General features: G+C 63.5%; 13 protein-coding genes. 8 read left to right on the top strand and 5 right to left on the bottom strand.

Going from position 1 to position 17,515, the window contains the following annotated elements; translation table 11 throughout:
* The first annotated feature begins 41 nt into the window (after positions 1 to 41).
* The 3 genes from ABQM86_RS03645 to ABQM86_RS03635 all read left to right on the top strand — a co-directional run bounded on the left by ABQM86_RS03645 (position 42) and on the right by ABQM86_RS03635 (position 3,674).
* Positions 42 to 875, top strand: coding sequence for an alpha/beta fold hydrolase (locus ABQM86_RS03645; RefSeq protein ID WP_369745949.1), 834 nt, complete (start codon positions 42 to 44; stop codon positions 873 to 875).
* A 239-nt stretch (positions 876 to 1,114) separates the two neighbouring features.
* Positions 1,115 to 2,482 carry an MFS transporter gene (locus tag ABQM86_RS03640; RefSeq protein ID WP_337340849.1) on the top strand — a complete coding sequence of 456 codons (1,368 nt, stop codon included), beginning with the start codon at positions 1,115 to 1,117 and terminating at the stop codon, positions 2,480 to 2,482.
* Between the two features lie 205 nt (positions 2,483 to 2,687).
* Positions 2,688 to 3,674 carry a malate dehydrogenase gene (locus tag ABQM86_RS03635; RefSeq protein ID WP_280626421.1) on the top strand — a complete coding sequence of 329 codons (987 nt, stop codon included), beginning with the start codon at positions 2,688 to 2,690 and terminating at the stop codon, positions 3,672 to 3,674.
* A gap of 6 nt (positions 3,675 to 3,680) precedes the next feature.
* Here ABQM86_RS03635 and ABQM86_RS03630 read toward each other — a convergent pair whose 3' ends face one another.
* Complete coding sequence (locus tag ABQM86_RS03630) at positions 3,681 to 4,622, bottom strand: LysR family transcriptional regulator (RefSeq protein ID WP_207596131.1); 942 nt, start codon at positions 4,620 to 4,622, stop codon at positions 3,681 to 3,683.
* A gap of 71 nt (positions 4,623 to 4,693) precedes the next feature.
* Here ABQM86_RS03630 and ABQM86_RS03625 point away from each other — a divergent pair, with 71 nt between their 5' ends.
* Complete coding sequence (locus ABQM86_RS03625) at positions 4,694 to 6,442, top strand: L-aspartate oxidase (RefSeq protein WP_369745948.1); 1,749 nt, start codon at positions 4,694 to 4,696, stop codon at positions 6,440 to 6,442.
* Positions 6,443 to 6,481: 39 nt separating this feature from the next.
* Here the strand turns inward: ABQM86_RS03625 and ABQM86_RS03620 are convergent, their stop codons facing one another.
* Positions 6,482 to 9,307, bottom strand: a complete 2,826-nt coding sequence (locus ABQM86_RS03620) for an FAD-binding and (Fe-S)-binding domain-containing protein (RefSeq protein ID WP_369745947.1) — start codon at positions 9,305 to 9,307, stop codon at positions 6,482 to 6,484.
* 155 nt (positions 9,308 to 9,462) lie between these two features.
* On the opposite strand from ABQM86_RS03620, the gene ABQM86_RS03615 reads away from it, so the two are divergent.
* Positions 9,463 to 10,164 (top strand): GntR family transcriptional regulator, encoded by a 702-nt coding sequence (locus ABQM86_RS03615; RefSeq protein ID WP_369745946.1) that lies wholly within the window; start codon positions 9,463 to 9,465, stop codon positions 10,162 to 10,164.
* Here ABQM86_RS03615 and ABQM86_RS03610 read toward each other — a convergent pair.
* Complete coding sequence (locus ABQM86_RS03610; RefSeq protein ID WP_369745945.1) at positions 10,161 to 10,850, bottom strand: helix-turn-helix transcriptional regulator; 690 nt, start codon at positions 10,848 to 10,850, stop codon at positions 10,161 to 10,163. The two genes, ABQM86_RS03615 and ABQM86_RS03610, sit on opposite strands and share 4 nt — an antisense overlap.
* A 73-nt stretch (positions 10,851 to 10,923) precedes the next feature.
* On the opposite strand from ABQM86_RS03610, the gene ABQM86_RS03605 reads away from it, so the two are divergent.
* Positions 10,924 to 11,661: an alpha/beta hydrolase gene (locus tag ABQM86_RS03605; protein ID WP_280626414.1), complete on the top strand. Its 738-nt coding sequence runs from the start codon at positions 10,924 to 10,926 to the stop codon at positions 11,659 to 11,661.
* Between the two features lie 28 nt (positions 11,662 to 11,689).
* Here ABQM86_RS03605 and ABQM86_RS03600 read toward each other — a convergent pair whose 3' ends face one another.
* Positions 11,690 to 13,384, bottom strand: a complete 1,695-nt coding sequence (locus tag ABQM86_RS03600; protein ID WP_369745944.1) for an amidohydrolase — start codon at positions 13,382 to 13,384, stop codon at positions 11,690 to 11,692.
* Positions 13,377 to 14,831, bottom strand: coding sequence for an APC family permease (locus tag ABQM86_RS03595; RefSeq protein WP_369745943.1), 1,455 nt, complete (start codon positions 14,829 to 14,831; stop codon positions 13,377 to 13,379). The genes ABQM86_RS03600 and ABQM86_RS03595 overlap by 8 nt, the downstream gene beginning before the upstream one ends.
* A gap of 89 nt (positions 14,832 to 14,920) precedes the next feature.
* Here ABQM86_RS03595 and ABQM86_RS03590 point away from each other — a divergent pair, with 89 nt between their 5' ends.
* Positions 14,921 to 15,523 carry a TetR/AcrR family transcriptional regulator gene (locus ABQM86_RS03590; protein ID WP_207596123.1) on the top strand — a complete coding sequence of 201 codons (603 nt, stop codon included), beginning with the start codon at positions 14,921 to 14,923 and terminating at the stop codon, positions 15,521 to 15,523.
* 109 nt (positions 15,524 to 15,632) lie between these two features.
* The gene (locus ABQM86_RS03585; RefSeq protein WP_369745942.1) at positions 15,633 to 17,507 is read left to right on the top strand and encodes a glycerophosphodiester phosphodiesterase family protein; all 1,875 of its coding nucleotides are present in this window, start codon (positions 15,633 to 15,635) and stop codon (positions 17,505 to 17,507) included.
* Positions 17,508 to 17,515: the final 8 nt, after the last annotated feature.

Here is a 17,515-nt window from a genome sequence, read left to right as displayed (position 1 = left end):
AGAGAACGATCGTTCTCTACTCGCAGAAAAGGGACAATATCATGGGTTTCATCAAGGTCGGCACCGAAAACACCACTGACATCGAGCTCTACTACGAAGACCATGGAACAGGTCAGCCCGTAGTCCTGATCCACGGCTACCCGCTGGACGGCGGCTCCTGGGAGAAGCAAACCGTAGCCCTCCTCAACGCCGGCTACCGCGTCATCACCTACGACCGCCGCGGGTTCGGCAAGTCCAGCAAGCCGACCACCGGCTACGACTACGACACCTTCGCCGCCGACCTCAACACAGTCCTCGAAACCCTGGACCTGAACAACGCAGTACTGGTGGGCTTCTCGATGGGTACCGGCGAAGTAGGGCGCTACCTCGGCACCTACGGCGAAGGCCGCGTTGCGAAGGCCGCCTTCCTGGCATCCCTCGAGCCCTTCCTCCTCCAGACGGACGACAACCCCACCGGCGTCCCGTCCAGCGTGTTCGACGGCATTCGCAACGCAGCCATCGAGGACCGCTACGCCTGGTTCACCAACTTCTACAACGACTTCTTCAACACCGATAACTTCCTTGGCAACCGTCTCAGCGAGGAAGCCCTGCGGAACTCGTGGAATGTCGCCGCAGGATCGTCCTGGTACGCATCCTTCGCCGTCGTGGATTCATGGCTCACGGACTTCCGCGCCGACATCGGGAAGGTCACCGTCCCGTCTTTGATCGTTCACGGCACCGACGATCGCATCCTGCCGATCGACGCCACCGGACGGGAATTCACCAAGCGGCTCCCCTCCGCCGAATACGTCGAGATCGAGGGCGCGCCCCACGGCATGCTGTGGACACACGGCGCTGAGATCAACGAGATCCTGCTGCGCTTCCTGGCGAAGTAGCCACCCCCCGCCCCTTACCACGCACAACTAAAACCGTTACGACGGCGGCAGGTCACCTTGGTTCCAATCGAACCCACCGTGGCCTGCCGTCGTCGTGCGTTGACGTAGCGCACGTCACGTCCTATGCTTTATGAATCGATTCAAGATGTAACCTTCCTCACGCTGAATGACCACTTTGTTCAGTCCTGGATGGGAAGAGTTCTTGTTCCTTGCCAATGACGCCAGAGGAGTACAGCGACGTGACAGTCACGCACCGGAGGGATCCCGCCCCCTCCCCCGAGCACCCTGCCGGGCCCGAACGAACCACCGGCCAGAAGGATCCGAAGAAAGCCGCAATGAGCGGTTGGATCGGAAGCGCGCTGGAGTATTACGACTTCGCACTGTATTCGCTGGCGGCCACGCTGCTGTTTCCCACCATCTTCTTCCCCACCGAAAATCCCACGGTTGGCATCATCGCCTCGTTGGCGACCTACGCGGTGGGGTACGTTTCCCGCCCACTCGGTGCCGTGATCCTGGGAGCCTATGGTGACCGGCACGGACGCAAGAAGGTGCTCGTTTTCGCGATGCTGCTCATGGGCTTCGCTACTTTTGCCGTCGGGCTGCTGCCGACGTATGGGCAAGTTGGCCTCCTTGCGCCAGTCCTGCTGGTGATCCTCCGCCTGATCCAAGGATTCGCCGTTGCAGGTGAGCTCGGCGGCGCCAGCGCGATGATCGTGGAGCACTCTCCTGATGCGAAACGCGGCTTCTTCGCGAGCTTCAGCCTGCAGGGAACGCAGGTGGGTTCAATCCTGGCTACCGCGGTACTGATTCCGCTTGCCGCCCTCCTCCCCGACGAGCAGTTCCACTCCTGGGGCTGGCGCCTGCCGTTCCTGCTCAGCGCCGTGGTGATCGTGGCCGGGTACGTTATCCGGCGCCGCGTTGAAGAGCCACCCGCCTACCTGGCCCACTCCGAAGACGCCAGCGTTAAGCGCCGCTTCCCGCTGGTGGACCTCCTGCGCACCCACCCCTGGGTCCTGGTCCGATGCATCATCATGACCTTCACCAACGTGATCGGCATGGCGACCCTCATCTTCGGTGTCTCCTTCGCTACCCAGAAGGGATACGGCATCGGCTTCTCCAGCAGCGAGTTCCTCTGGGTAACCTTGGCAGCCAACGTGGCCGCAGTGCTGACCATCCCCCTGTTCGGCGCCCTGTCCGACAGGATTGGCCGGCGGACACTGATGGTGGCGGGCGGCATTGCCGGCGGATTGCTGACCGTGGTTTACCTGTGGGCCATCGAACAGCGCAGCCTGCCCCTGGTCTTCCTCTGCGTGGTGATTGTGCAGGGCATCCTCTTCCAGATGTGGAATGCCACGTTCGCCACATTCTTCCAGGAGCAGTTCCCCATGCGGATGCGGGTCACGGGCTTCGCAGTCTCCCAGAACATCGGGCTTATGATCGCGTCCTTCTTCCCCAGCCTGTTCACGGCGATCGCTCCCCCGGGATCGGCGAATATCCCCCTGGTCATCGGCTTGACCACCCTCGGGATTTGCCTCGTCTCAGCCGTAGCCACCCTCATGTCCTCTGACACGAAGGGCAAGTCGCTGGAGGACCTCGAAACCCGCTGACAGGTTTCGACGGCGGCCGTCGCCGAGGGCGGGCCGGCGCCGTCGAGATCGCCGTCCGTGCACCGGGATCGCCGGAAGGGCTCCAGTTCGCTGGTCCTTTCCGGCGATTTCGCATTTCTCCGGCGACTTCGCAGTTAGTCGTTGACCAGCTCTGTGGCAGCATGACATACAGCTTGCAAAGCCCACCAGCAAGGAGAACGAGAGTATGAGCACGCCCATTAAGATCGCTGTGACTGGCGCGGCCGGCCAGATCGGCTACAGCCTCCTCTTCCGGATAGCCAGCGGTGCCCTCTTCGGTGCTGATACGCCAGTGCAACTCCGGCTCCTGGAGATCACGCCGGCGTTGAAGGCACTGGAGGGTGTGGTGATGGAGCTCGATGACTGCGCGTTTCCCGCACTCGACTCGGTCGAAATCGGCGACGACGCCGACCACATTTTCGACGGCGTCAACCTTGCCTTGCTCGTCGGCGCACGTCCTCGGACCAAGGGCATGGAACGCGGCGACCTGCTCAGTGCCAATGGTGCTATTTTCACGGCCCAAGGCAAGGCGCTGAACCGGGTCGCAGCCGACGATGTCCGCATCGGCGTGACGGGCAACCCGGCCAACACCAACGCCTTGATCGCGATGAGCAACGCCCCGGACATCCCCGCCGGGCGGTTCAGCGCCCTGACCCGCCTTGATCACAACCGCGCCCTTGGACAGCTGGCGAAAAAGACCCAAGCCAAGGTGGGGGATATCCGCAAAATGACCGTCTGGGGCAATCATTCCGCCACGCAGTATCCGGACATCTTTCATGCAGAAGTCGCCGGCCGGAACGCGGCTGAGGTGGTGAATGACCAGGACTGGATCGAGAACGAATTCATCCCCACGGTTGCCAGGCGGGGTGCAGCCATCATCGATGCCCGGGGTGCGTCCTCCGCGGCATCGGCAGCGTCGGCAACCGTCGACGCAGCCCGCGACTGGCTGCTCGGCACCCCCGAGGGCGATTGGGTTTCGATGGCCGTTGCCTCCGATGGGTCATACGGGGTGCCCGAAGGTCTCATCTATTCGTACCCGGTGACTACCTCAGGCGGGAACTGGGAAATTGTTGAAGGGCTGGAAGTGAACGATTTCAGCCGCAGGAAGATGGATGCGACAGCCGCCGAGCTTGCCGAGGAGCGGGCTGCCGTGGCGGAACTGGGATTGATCTGATCTCCATCAGCGACGTTCCGTTGGCGTGACCAGCCGTGCAAGGTCGGTGCCGGGTGCCGCCAGCCGGTCAACTGTGCTGAAGATGAACTCCTGCATAGCTGCTGCGGCTGCCGAAGGACCAATGTCGTCGCGTCGGGCCAGGTTGACGGTTCTTGTCAGTGAGGGATTGACCAGACGGGCACTGTGCAGTCCGGGCCGGCCGATGACTACCATTGCCGGCACCACTGCAACACCCAGTCCCCGTTCCACGAACCGCAGCACGGCGTCCATCTCGGCGCCTTCGACGGCGATCACCGGTTCCAAGCCGCTGGCGGAGAATGCCGCCTCGGTGGCCACCCGCAGGTCATAGCTGCGGTTAAAGGCCACCTGCGGAATGCGCGCCAACTCTTCCAGGGTGAGTTCTTCGTGCGCCGCCGATCCCGCGGCGGAGACAACTACCAGCTCCTCAGTCAGCAATGGAATCAGCTCAGTTCCCTTCACAGTGGGGTCCACGCCGCGGGTGACCACCAAAGCCAGATCCAGCGCGCTTTCATTCAGGGCATCAACAAGGAACCGCGAACCGCCTTCAGTGATGTGCAATTCAATTCCGGGGTGCGCCTTTCGGAAAGAGGCCAGCACATCGGCCACCAGTGAGACACACAGCGTAGGCGGGGCGCCCAGGCGAATGCGGCCCCGGCGCAACCCTGCGAGCTCATTCATTTGCTCCCGCGCGGTCTGCGCGTCGCCGAGCATGCGCCGGGCGATGGGCAGGAGGAGCTCCCCCGCATTCGTCAGGGTCGCCCCGGACGGTCCGCGGTGGAAGAGAGCCATTCCAAGATCGGCCTCGAGTGCGGCGATCTGCCTGCTGAGGGAAGGTTGCGCGAGATAAAGCTGCTCGGCCGCGCGTGTGAAATGGCCCACTCGGGCGATCGCCTCGAAGGTGCGTAACTGCTCCAGCTTCATGGTCATAGCCTAAACGCATGATCTTCACTCAAATAATTCATTGGAGACATGAAGCCACTCCTCCTAGCGTTGACATCATGAACCTCAACTCCAATCCAGAACGACTCCTGTCCACCTCGGTGCTGGTGATCGGCACCGGCGGCGCCGGCTTGCGCGCCTCGATTGAGCTCGCCCAGCGGGGCGTGCAGGTGCTGGCGGTGGGAAAGCGGCGCAAGCACGACGCCCACACGAGCCTTGCCGCCGGTGGCATCAACGCTGCTTTGGGCACGATGGACCCGGAGGACAGCTGGCAACAGCACGCCGCCGACACCCTGAGGGAGTCCTACTTCCTGGCCGACCCGTCCATTGTCGAAACAGTTGCCCGCAACGCTGCCCGCGGCATTGAGGACCTTGAACAGTGGGGCATGCCCTTCGCCCGCGAGGAAGATGGACGGATCTCCCAGCGCTTCTTCGGAGCGCACAAGTATCGCCGCACGGCCTACGCCGGGGACTACACCGGGTTGGAGATCCAGCGCACGCTGATGCGCCGGGCGGCAGAGTTGAACGTGCCCATCATCGACACCGTCTACATCACCCGGTTGCTCGTCGCCGACGGCACCATCTTCGGAGCCTATGGATTTGACGTCGTGGATGGGACCCCTGTGCAGATCCACGCCGATGCCGTCATCCTGGCCGCAGGCGGACATACCCGCATCTGGCGGCACACCTCTTCCCGGCGCGATGAAAACACCGGGGACTCCTTCCGGCTGGCTGCCCTGGCCGGAGCCCGGATCCGAGACGCCGAGCTGGTCCAGTTCCACCCTTCCGGCCTGTTGGAGCCCGACGACGCGGCCGGCACGTTGGTCTCCGAGGCGGCCCGTGGAGAAGGAGGGATCCTCACCAACGCCCTCGGTGAGCGCTTCATGGAACGCTACGACCCCGAGCGCATGGAACTTTCCACCCGGGACCGGGTTGCGCTGGCCGCCTTCACCGAAGTCGCCGAAGGTCGCGGGACCCGGAAGGGCGGCGTCTACTTGGACGTGTCCCACCTGCCACGGGAAACCATCATGGCAAAGCTGCCTCGGGTCTACCGCACCCTGATCGACCTGCAGATGCTGGACATCACCACCACCAAAATCGAGATTGCGCCCACAGCCCACTACTCGATGGGTGGGGTCTGGGTTGCCCCGGAGGACCACGGAACAGGAGTGAACGGCCTCTACGCAATCGGCGAGGCATCGTCCGGGCTCCACGGCGCCAACCGTCTCGGCGGCAATTCACTGATTGAGCTGCTCGTTTACGGACGTATCACCGGCGAGCATGTGGCCGACTACGTCCATTCGCGTACCCATCTGGTCCGGGATCCCGCCGCTGTAGGAACAGCCCGCGGGGAAATGCAGTCACTGCTCAGTGAACGCGGGACAGAATCCGCACGGCGGCTGCAGCGTGAACTACGCAACCTCATGACCGAACACGCCGGGGTGGTCCGCACTGAACAGGGACTGGAACAAGGACTCGAGAAGCTGACGGCCTTGGAGGAGCGCGCCCAGCTGGTCACCGCCCACCCGGACATCGCCGGGTTCGATGACCTGGCCCACGCCTACGACCTTCTGGGCTCCCTGCTGGCAGCACGGGCCACCCTCGAGTGCGCCCTTGAACGCCGCGAAACCCGCGGCGCCCACAACCGTGCGGACTTCCCAACGGCAGATCCCTCACTCCAGGGGAACTTTGTCTGGTCAACGGACGAGGGCGTCAGATTCGAAAGTCTGCCTCCGGCTCCGGATTCCTTCCGAGCCCTTGCCGAGGCCTCCGCGGACGATTCCGTCTCCGGGAAGCTCGTCGAGTAAAACACCCGCCAGCTGACCGCGGCCCTTGGTACAGGACGTTTACCGGGTGACCTCTTCCAGCAACTCAAGTACATGCCGGTACTGGGATCCCGTGGCCCGTGTCATGCCGAGCTCACAGGTTCTGTTGCAGGAGGCGTGGGCAGCAGCGTTCAGGTCCGCTACGTCCGCGGCCTGACGCGCTGTTGCCGACGCCGTCAGTTCCGGATGCAACATGCCCCTGTCACCGGCAAACGCACAACAACCCCAGTTCTCGGGAATGTCCACGCGTTCCGCCACTGCACCGGCCACTACTCCCAGTGCGTCGTTGAGTCCCATCCGCGTTGACGAGCAGGTGGGATGCAGCACCAGTGTTTGAAGTTTTCCGTGCTCGGGCAGCAGGGGCAGTATCCGTTCTGCGGCGAAGTCCACGGCGTCAACGATGCGCAGGGGAAGCTGGCCCTCGGCGGGGACGTCGGATTCCATGGCATGGCGGAGGCCCTCCGTGCAGGAAGAGGCGTCGCAGACGATGGGCAACTCGCCGTCACGGGTGGCGTGCCGGAGCGCTGCGACTGTTTTCGCTTCCATGGTTTCCTGGCCGTCAGCCATCCCTTTGGAGGACCATGGCGTCCCGCAGCACAGGCCGTCAATACCTTGTGGAACCAGGAGCGTTAGCCCTGCCCGGGCAGAGAGTTGTTCAAAGCTGTACTGCACGCCGCGTCCACCGGCTTCAGGTAATGCCCCTGCCGGACCGAACATGGTGTTGACGCAGGCAGGGAAATAGACGGCATCAACACGCCCCGAAGGAGCAGGGCGTTTCCGCGGTGAACCTCCGCCTGGAAGCTCCGTGGAGTAGAGGGGTACAGCATCTGCCCCCAGGACAGCCCGCGCCGCTGTATTGGGTGGCTTGATGACGGCCGCTGGGAGCTTGTCCACCACGGTCAGGGCAAGGGCCGCCCCGCGGGTGACACCTTCCCAGTGCTTGGCTGCGGCGTTCCACGCGCCGTTGGCGAGTTTTCCGGCGTCGTTCTTCCTCAGGCGCTTCACCAGTGATCCTGTGTTGATGTCCACCGGGCAGGCGGTTTGGCACATGCCGTCCACGGCGCAGGTGTCCACCGACTCGTACCCGTAGTCTCGCTCCAGCTCCTTCACCAACGCCAAGTCTCCGGCCAGTCGCGCGGATTCAATGGCACGCAGCGTGACGATTCTCTGGCGCGGCGTGAGGGTGATGTCCTTACTGGGACACACCGGTTCGCAATATCCGCAGGAAACGCAGCGATCCACTTCCTCCGCTACTGGCGGGGCTGTCTTGATGTGCCGGAGGTGGGCCACAGGGTCCTCATCCATCACCACACCCGGGTTCAGCATGCCTGCGGGGTCGAAGAGCCGCTTGATGGTGCGCATGACGTCGTAGAGCTCCTCGCCGTATTGACGGCGGACGAACGGGGCCATGACACGCCCCGTGCCGTGCTCGGCCTTCAACGATCCTCCTTCGGCAAGGACAAGGTCCACCATGTCCTCGGTGAAAGCGCTGTATCGGTCCAGTTCGGACGTCGAGGCAAAGCCGTCGGTCAGCATGAAGTGGACGTTGCCGTCCTTGGCATGGCCGAAGATCACGCTGTTGCTGTACCCGTACTTGTCAAACAGCCCGATCAGGCCCCGGCAAGTGCGACCCAGCGCGGGCACCGGCACCACAATGTCTTCCAACAGAGCCGTGGTGCCTTGGGGGCGCGCGCCGGCCACGGAGGCGTACAGGCCTTTTCGCAGTTGCCACAGTTGCGCGCGCTCCCGCGGATCGGCGGTGAACTGCGCGGGGGCGGAAAGCCCAAGGCTCTGCAGGATTCCCGAGCCGCCCGCCCGAAGCTCCTCCAGTTGGCCGGCACTACCTGCGGAATACTCCACCAGGAGGGCGGCATTGTCACGGACCGCAATGTCATGCACGACGGCGGGAGTCCCCTTGAGCGTCTGGCCCACCTTGAGCGACAACGCATCCATGAGTTCGATGGTGGCGGCCCCGGTGTCAACGAGAGCGGGCAGCGCAGCATTGGCTGCCTCGAGATCAGGAAAAACCAGCAGACCCGTTGCAGCATACTGGAGCCGGGGAATGGTCCGGAACACCGCCTCAGCCACGAATCCCAGAGTGCCTTCGCTGCCGATGATCAGGTGCGCCATGATCTCCACCGGGTTCTGGAAGTCGAGCAGGGAGTTCAGGCCGTAGCCCATGGTGTTCTTCATGGAAAACTGCTGCCGGATCCTCTGGGCAGAGTCGGGGTTGCTCCGGACCCGTTCAGCCAACCGCGCCAGGCCACGGTAGAGATCCGGCTCAACGGTGCGGAGCTTTTCCCCGGCGTCGGGCGCCCCGGTGTCCACGACCGTCCCGGAAGGCAACACTACGGTCAGCGACTCCAAGGTGCGGTACGTGTTGTCCACGGTGCCGCAGTTCATGCCGGAGGAATTGTTGGCTACTACCCCGCCTATGGTGCACGCCGCTTCGCTGGCCGGATCGGGCCCGAACTTCCGGCCGTAGCGAGCGAGCCTCGCATTCAGGGCCCGAACGGTAACGCCGGGCTGGACACGAACCCGGGCGCCGTCGTCGAGCACCTCAATGTCCCTGAAGTTCCGGCGAACATCCACCAGCACGCCGTCGGTGACAGCCTGCCCGCTCAAGCTGGTACCGCCGGAGCGGAAAGTCAGCGGCACGCCCTGGGCGGCGCTGGCGCGCAACAAACCTCCGACGTCGGCAGCACTTCCCGCTGTCACCACAGCCTGCGGAATCAACAGAAAATGCGAGGCGTCATGGGCATTGGCGTGACGATCGATGGCCCTGGTGCGTACTGCGGCGGGATCCTGCAGCGCAGCGCGGAAACCAGCAAGGTCAAGGGAAGCCAACTAGGGCACCATCCAATCGAGTACGGGGGTGGACTGCCGGAAGATCAACACGATACGATTGTCTAACAAGTACACATGCCGGTCAAGAATTCTTTGCTGACTTGTCTGGCACGATAGGACGTGGAGATCCACTTCAACCCTTCAAGGAGGCCTCGTTGCAGGGCCGAGTTTCAGCAGTTTCAATCGTCGACGCCATCGCAGCGGACCTCCGCAGCCGCATCTTTGCCGGTGACCTGGGCCCGGGCGATACGCTCACGGAAACGGACGTCGCCACCTCCTACGAGGTAGCCCGGCCCACCGCCAAGGCCTCCATTGAGAAACTCGTACCCGAGGGCCTGCTGGAGCGCGGAACGCACAAGACCGCTCGCGTTGTGGATCTCGGACCAGACTCCGTGCGCGACATCTACCTCGCCCGGGCATACCTCGAAAGTGAAGTGCTGCGGCGGCTCGCCCACAGCAAGACGGTTCCGGAGGGAGCAGTGCAGGCGAACCGGGACATCGCCGCGCTCCAAAGCGGCACTCCCCTGGACGTGGTGGAACCTGACATGCGTTTCCACACCAGCCTGATTGACGCCGTGGGGAACGAGCGGCTCAGCCGGATGTACCGCTCGCTCGTGGGAGAAGTGCGGATGTGCATGGTCCGCGTCCAGTCCCTGCATCTCCTGGATACCTCGCTGATCCATGCCGAACACCGGAAAATACTTGAGCTCATCGAATCCGGCCAGGCGGACGCAGCAGCAGCCTTGCTGGACGAACACCTCGGCCGCGCGCGGGACCGCTTGGCCGAAGCCATGGGAGGGGACCCCGCTGCACGTCCGGACCCTGCACGTCCGCGGCCCGGGCACCCGAAGGGCTAGATATCGATGGGGCGCGCAAATTCGGGAGGGGTGCCGATCTCGTCGACGTGATGGCCCGTACATGGATGACGGGTGGCGGTTGCGCGCTGGATCCGGGTCAGATCAAACCAACGGATGCCGTCACGCAATCTGCACCATGCCACAAGCATCCACCGGTTACCGTTGAGAGCGAAGATCATCGGCTCCACCTCACGCCGCGTGGTGTCGCCCTTGGAATCGGTATACGTCAGTTTTACGGTGACTTGGTCAATAGTGGCTTGCTCAAGCACTGACATCACCTGACGGTGTGGCGCCGGGCCGACGTCGACCCAGATTCGCTGGGACAGTTCAGCGGCTCGACGGCGGGCAACTGGGTCCAGCACGTCCAGCACTTTCCGGATCGCGGCGCGGGCCGAATCGGAAAACGGTGCTTGATTGCTCGCGGACACTGCCGCGCTGAGGGCCAACGCCTGCGCGGCGGTGAGATTCACCGACGGCAGCGACGACATTTCCGTCAGCCCGTAACCGCCGCCTGGACCTGTTCGCCCCCAGACTGGCAACCCGCCGGCCTGGAGCGCGGCCAAGTCACGTTTGACGGTGCGAAGGGCCACCTCAAACTCATCGGCAAGCTGCTGCGCAGTGCGCCCACGAGTGCCTGCCCGGCGCAGTGACTCAGTAAGGGCATGAAGGCGCGCGGTTCTGTTCATTTTGCCACTATCGCAGAAATAGTGACTGAAATAGTGACATGGGGTTGTCCGGAGCGCGCGCGAGCATGGAGACATGGAAACAATCACAACCACTCAAACGTCAATCGTTCTCGTCCCTGGCCACTGGCTGGGTGGATGGGCGTGGGACGCCGTCGCGGCGGATCTGCGCAGCCGCGGCCACCGCGTCACAGCAGTGACGCTGCCGGGCCTTGACCCCGAGGATCCCGAGCGGGCTTCAAGGACTCTGGCCGACCAGGCCGACGCTTTGCGCTTGGCTGTGAGGACTGCCGGCAACGACGGTTCCCCCGTGGTGCTCGTCGTTCACAGCGGCGCCGGAGTCCCCGCTTCCGTCCTCCTGGACCAGAACCCCACCGCCGTCACCAGAATCATCTACGTCGACAGTGGCCCTGCCTCGAATGGCTCTGTCGTCGATGCGTCCGTGCCACCAGATCAACAAGAAGTAATGCTGCCACCCTTTGACCAGCTGGGCGCGAGCCTCGACGGGCTCAGCAGGAGGGACCTTGAACTATTCCGTCAGCGAGCGGTGCCGATGCCCGCGAACGTCGTGCGCGCTCCACTGCATCTTCAGCACGACTCCCGACGAGACGTCCCCTCGACGATCATCGCCTGCTCCTATCCCTCCGAGGTTCTGATGCAGATGGCGCGCGAAGGCGACCCCATGATGGCAGAGGTCGCCACCCTCCGTAACCTCGAACTTGTCGACCTCCCCACTGGCCACTGGCCGATGTGGAGCCGACCCGTCGACCTCAGCATCGTTATTGACGAAGCAACTGCCAAGGACCGCCGATGAGGCGGGGCGACCCGCCGTCGTCGCCCCTTCAGTGCGCGCAGGTCGAGTGCGACTCGGCCGGGACGCCGTGCCCAACGCCGGCCGCTGACGCGGGCACCGGCGGATCGTCGCTGAACTCCCGGCGGGCGTCGTGGACTACGGCGCCACCGACGATTGTCAGATCAGCCCGCTCGCCGAGCAGTTCCGAGGCCTCCAGCGTGTACAGGTTGGCAGACCAGACCACGACGTCGGCCCTGGCTCCTGCGCGGATAACGCCCAGTTCGTTCTCGGCATGCCACGCCCACGCGCCGCCTTGTGTATACGCACAAAGGGTGGTGTCGAGGTCGAGGCATTCATCGGGGGTCCAGGCCGAGCCGCCGTCGAGACCCGCCCTGGTGAGTGCGGTGTAGAAACCCACCAGGGGGTCCATCTCTCCCACCTGCCAGTCGCTGGAAAAAGCCAACCGGGCGCCCGAGTCTGCGAGTGACTTGAACCGCCACGCACGGTCCCAGCGCCCCTCACCAACGTTGTCCATCCACGTGCCGGCCACCAAGTCCGGGGAACAGTGCCGCGGCTGCATTGCAGGAACAACTCCCAACCGGGCGAAGCGGGGCAGATCGGCGTCGTCCAAACACTCCACATGCACAATTCCGTGACGGTGGTCTGTGGTGCGGTTGCTGCGTTGGGCGCTTTCAATCGCATCCAACGCCATGCGCACTCCCCAGTCGCCGGTGGCGTGGGTGTGGGTTTGGAAGCCAAGCCTATGGAGCTCGCCCAGCATCGCCGTGAACTCGTTGGGTGGCATACTCGGGGAGCCGCGGTGCCCTGGTCGGTTGGCGTAGTCTGCAAGCATGGCGGCAGTGTGTGGTTCGATCACATCATCCGCGTAGAGCTTGACCGGACCAAGCCGAAGCATGTCGTCCACCGGCGCACTGTCCACTGCCTCGCGCAGGTCCTTGCGGAACTCTGCGTCGGAACCCACGGGGTGGAAGAGAGCGGTGATCACGCGCGAGTGCATTTTTCCCTCTGCCCGGGCACGATACATAAGATCGAGCTCCGCCAAGGGCACCTGGGGTTCCACCACTGTGGTGATGCCGCTCGCTGCAGCCATCGCCAGGCTTGAGGTGATGCGCCGGTAGCGACGGTCAGGAGAATACATGGGGATATCGCGTTGCAGTCCGCGCAGTCCTGAGGCGGTCATGGCACTCGTGTAGAAGTCGGTGACCCACCCGGTCGGGTTCCCATCGGCATCGACTTCCGGACGTCCCCACGGGATGGATGATTCATGGGTGATGCCCAGCACTCTCAGCGCGGCGTCGTTGAGCCACACCGAGTGCTGGTCGTAGGTGGTGATGAAAACCGGGCGGTCCGTCACTCCACTTAGGTCCGAAGCATTGGGCCGCCGCCCTTCCACCACCGAATACACGGCATTCTCGGCGCAGATCCAGTCCAGCTCCGGCCGCTCCACTGCGTGTTCGGCGATCCGCTTCCGGACTTCGCCCAGGGAGGAAGCACCTTCGAGGCTAACGGCATCCGGGTCGAAGCCGAGGAGCAAGTGGTTGTGACTGTCAATGATGCCGGGAGTCAGCAGGCGTCCGTTGAGGTCGATCCGATGGCGGGCCGCCGGAGCATCATCGTCCGTTCCCACGTAGGTGATGTATCCGCCCGTAATCCCGACGGCTTGGGCCCAGCCGGCACCATCAAAAGTGCGGACAGCCCCGTTGTGAAGCAGCAGGTCAAGCATTGTGGTTCTCCTCGTCAAGAACAGCGTCAAGCAGTAGAAGGTGGGTCCCGCTCCGCGGCCGGAGGTACAGGAAGTAGTAGGCGAAACCGCCGGTCACGAAGACCAGGGAGATGCCCAGGCTGAGCCATTGTGCCGGGTCAAGAATTGCCACGATGAACACCAAGCACAGAGCCGCGATACACACAGCCGGCGGAAGGGGCCACCACGGCATCCGGTAGCCGGTCCGGCTGCCGTTGGTGCGGCGGTGGTGGATGGCTGCCAACGCAATGAAAAGGTAGCTGAACGTGAGCGTGGAACCCGTAGCCGTGAGCAGGACGTCAAGAGGAACGAAGCAGGCCAGGAAAGCAAAGACGCCCATGGCGGCGGTGGCCGCGACCGGCACTTGACCCTTGGCACTGACGCGGCGCAGGCCGCGGGACACCCCGCCGGGCAGGGCCTGATCACGGGCCGCCGCATACAGCAGGCGCCCGGCTTGGAGAGTGATGGCAATGATCGCGTTGATGATGGCAAACGCCACCGCCAGCAGAACCAGCATGGTGACTGCTTCCCCGGCACGCTCGCTCAGAAAGACTTCCACGGGGAGTTCAGAGCCGAACAGCTCCTCTTGGGAGGACGCACCAAGGAGGATCGCACCGAGCGGGACGATCTCGACGGCAATGGTGACGGCCGCGCTCCAGATCACCGCACGGGCAAGGTTGCGCTTGGGATTCTTGGTCTCCTCCGCAAAGTAGACCGCTCCCCCGTAACCGTTGAAGGAGAAGATCCCTTGCGTCACGCAGATCATGAGCCCGGATATCGCAAGCGGCGCCAATGACCCCGTGTCGGGATCCAGGGCTTGGGCCGTAAACAGTGTTTCGACAGGACGCTCAATGTGGATCAGGCCCAAAACCGCCAGGAGCACAAGGGCCGCCAGCTCTATGAACAGAAAGATACCCGTGAGCCAAGCATTGGCCCGAATATTGAAGCAGGCGGTGATGGTGGTGAGAACAACTACGGCAAGCGCCGTCTGCAATGGAGAGAGTCCCGCGATCGCTACTCCCAGATAGTCCGCTACACCCAGTGCGAAGACCGCCACGATCAGGGGCAAGGACACCAAGCTGATGAAGAAGGTGGCGACTCCGAACGCCGGACCCAAGGCCCTTGAAACGAGTGAATAATCGCCGCCTGCCACAGGATAGGCGGAAGCAAGTTCGGCATAGCAGAAGGCCACCAAAATGCTCACGACGCCAGCGATCAGGAATCCCCAGACGACGCCTGTGCCGAAGGCTGTCAGCGCGGCGCCGCCAAGGATGAAGACGCTGGAAGCAGGCGAGATGGAGGAAAGAGTGATGAGGATGTTTCCGCCGAGGCCAAGGCTGCGGGACAGTGAGGCGTCATAGTTTCGGCCGGTCCCGGCGCCCGGGGGACTTGGGGGTTGCGCCGGAACGGAGGTGATGGGCTGTTCCATGGGGATCCATTCGGGTTGAATTAGTTTTTTGACGTCAGTGTCAAATAACTATTGGAGTGTGGCAGCTCACATCGGATAGTGTCAAGAGCATGGCAAGACCCAACACCCAGGAACAGCGCCGATCCGAACTCGTGGAGGCTGCCCTCAAAGAGGCCTCAACCCAAGGTCTGCGCTCACTATCCCTCACCGATGTCGCCAAGAGGGCCGGGCTGACCAGAGGGGCTTTGCTCTACTATTTCGACGATCTGGATGCCCTCCTCGTCGAGGCGCATCGTGCCGGAACTGAGCGGTTCTGCGACCACAGGGACGCAGTGGTGGCCCAACTTTCCTCGCCCGCTGAAAAGCTCCGGGCGGCCATCTCCGCGGGCCTGCCCAGCGGTCCCGACGACGCCCTCATGCGCCTGCTCTACGAATTCGACTTCATGGCCGGACAGTCAGAACTGCACGACACCTTGGTCCAGCAGATGTACCTGCGGCAGACCGCCACCTACCGGGCGATCTTCGAAGAGGGCAACGCCTCGGGCGCGTTCAGCATCTCCACCGACCTGGACCAGGCAACCATGAACATGGTGGCACTTGAAGATGCGTACAGCCTGCACATTGTTGCCGGGAACAGGCTCGTGACAGTGGACATGGCATGCGACGCGATGCTTGCCTTTGCAGAACAGATTGGTTGCCGCCCACTGCCCTGATGCGTTGAGTTCCCACCAGGCGCCCGTAAGCGGTTTCTTAAGAGTCTGTTCAAGCTGGGTTCCCCGTTTGTACCTCATGCGGGAAAGCAAGCTGCCTACCGTCGTGAGGGTGAATACTCCAAAACGGCTTAGCTCCTGTCTCGTGGCAGCAGCACTGCTGGCCACAGCGCTTCTACCCCTCGCTCCCGCCAATGCTGCCCCGGCGTCCCCCGACCAGCAAGTCGAACCGGCGCCTGCCTACACTCAGGACTTCTCCGGCACTGGCCTCCCCGACGGCTTCACTGCTGTCGAGGGAACCTGGAAGGTGGAGAACGGCCGCCTCTACGGAACCAGCACCTCCTCCAACCAGCTTTCGCGGATCACCTTCGGGCCGCACCTGGCCAACTACCGGCTTGAAGCAACGGTCCGCTTTGAGAATGTGCTCAACGCTGCCCGCTGGTCCGCCTTGGCACTGGATATGAAGCCCGATGGCAGTGTCCCCTATTGGATTGCGACCATGCGCTCAGGGAGCACTGCCACCAACGGCTTGGAGTTTGCTGAGCGCAACGCCTCCAACGCATGGAACGTCACCAATACCGCCGCCGCTCCTTCGGACGCTGGTACGGGGAAGGACGTCCGCGTTTCCGTCGAGGTTCGAGGCAAGAAGGCCGCATGGTTCTTCAACGGCCAGAAAGTGATGGAAACCAACCGCCTGATCCGCACAGACAATGGCGTTCTTGGCCTCGTCGCCAACGGTGCAACAGTTTCCTACGACGACATCAAAGTCACCGAACTGCCTGCCACCGAATCCCTGCTGATCAAGCCCGGAGAAAAGCCCGCAGTGATCGCCCACCGGGGACTGTCCTCAGTCATCCCCGAGAACACACTCCAGGCCCTCCTCTCGGGAGGCCGGGCCGGCGCCGACTGGATCGAGATGGACGTCAACACCACGCAGGACGGCGTCCCAGTGGTCATTCACGACAACACTGTGGATCGCGTGACGTCCGGGACCGGCGACGTCTCTACCCTGAGCTCCGGCTACATTGCCGGGCTGGAAGCAGGATCCTGGTTCTCCCCGGCCTATGCCGGCGCCAAGGTTCCCACCCTTGCTGAGTTCCTGGACCAGACCAATACCGAGGGCGCCGGCTTGCTGCTGGAGATCAAAGGCCCGGAAACCCGCTCAGAAGTCCAGCGTGTGGTTGACATGCTCAAGGAGCGCGGCATGCTGGCGCAGACCATCCTGCAGAGCTTCGACACCAACGTTCTGAGCTACGCGCGCGAGTACGAGCCATCCCTGAGGCTCGGCCTGCTCCGGGGTGCCTTGGACGCTGACGTTGTGGCTGCAGCCAAGCAGTTCGGAGCCGTCACGTACAACCCGAGTTGGTCAGCGCTTGCCGCCCGTCCAGATGCCATCAAGGAATTGCACCAAGCCGGCATCGCCGTGATGCCCTACACCGTGGACAGCCCGCAGCAATGGAAGGATATGACCGAGGCCGGCGTGGACGGCATCATCACCAACCGCGCCGGCGCACTTGTGGGCTTCCAAAGCGCTACCCCCACCGCTCCCACCCCTGAGGCTCCGTCCGTCCGCTTCGCAGGAAAGCTCGAGGGCGCCACTCTGAGCCGCGGCGACACCGTCACCCCCGCTGTGGAAACCACCAACGCCGACAATGTCACCATCCAGCTCGACGGGCACACGGTCGCGGAAGGCGACGCCGTCAAGGCACTGACGCTCGCGGCCGGGCAGCACACCCTCATCGCCACAGCCAGCGGCCCGGGAGGAGAGGCGACGGCGTCCATCACCTTCACCGTCCAGGCCAGCAAGTCCGGACTTTACGTCGTCCTCATCTCAGACGGTATCGCCAGCAAGGTGCGCGACAAGCTCATGAAAAACGTGGACCGCGAACGGTGGGCAGACGTCGAGGCCGATGCCAAGGCTGCTTCGGGGAACGGCATCCCCGCGGAGCTCGCCGCGATCATCGCCAGCGACGCAGCAGCGCTCTGACCTTCGAC

The sequence above is a fragment of the Paenarthrobacter sp. AMU7 genome (assembly GCF_041200195.1).
Classification (GTDB): Bacteria; Actinomycetota; Actinomycetes; order Actinomycetales; family Micrococcaceae; genus Arthrobacter.
Note: the sequence above shows the minus strand (reverse complement) of the source record. Positions and strands in the feature narration are given on the sequence as shown.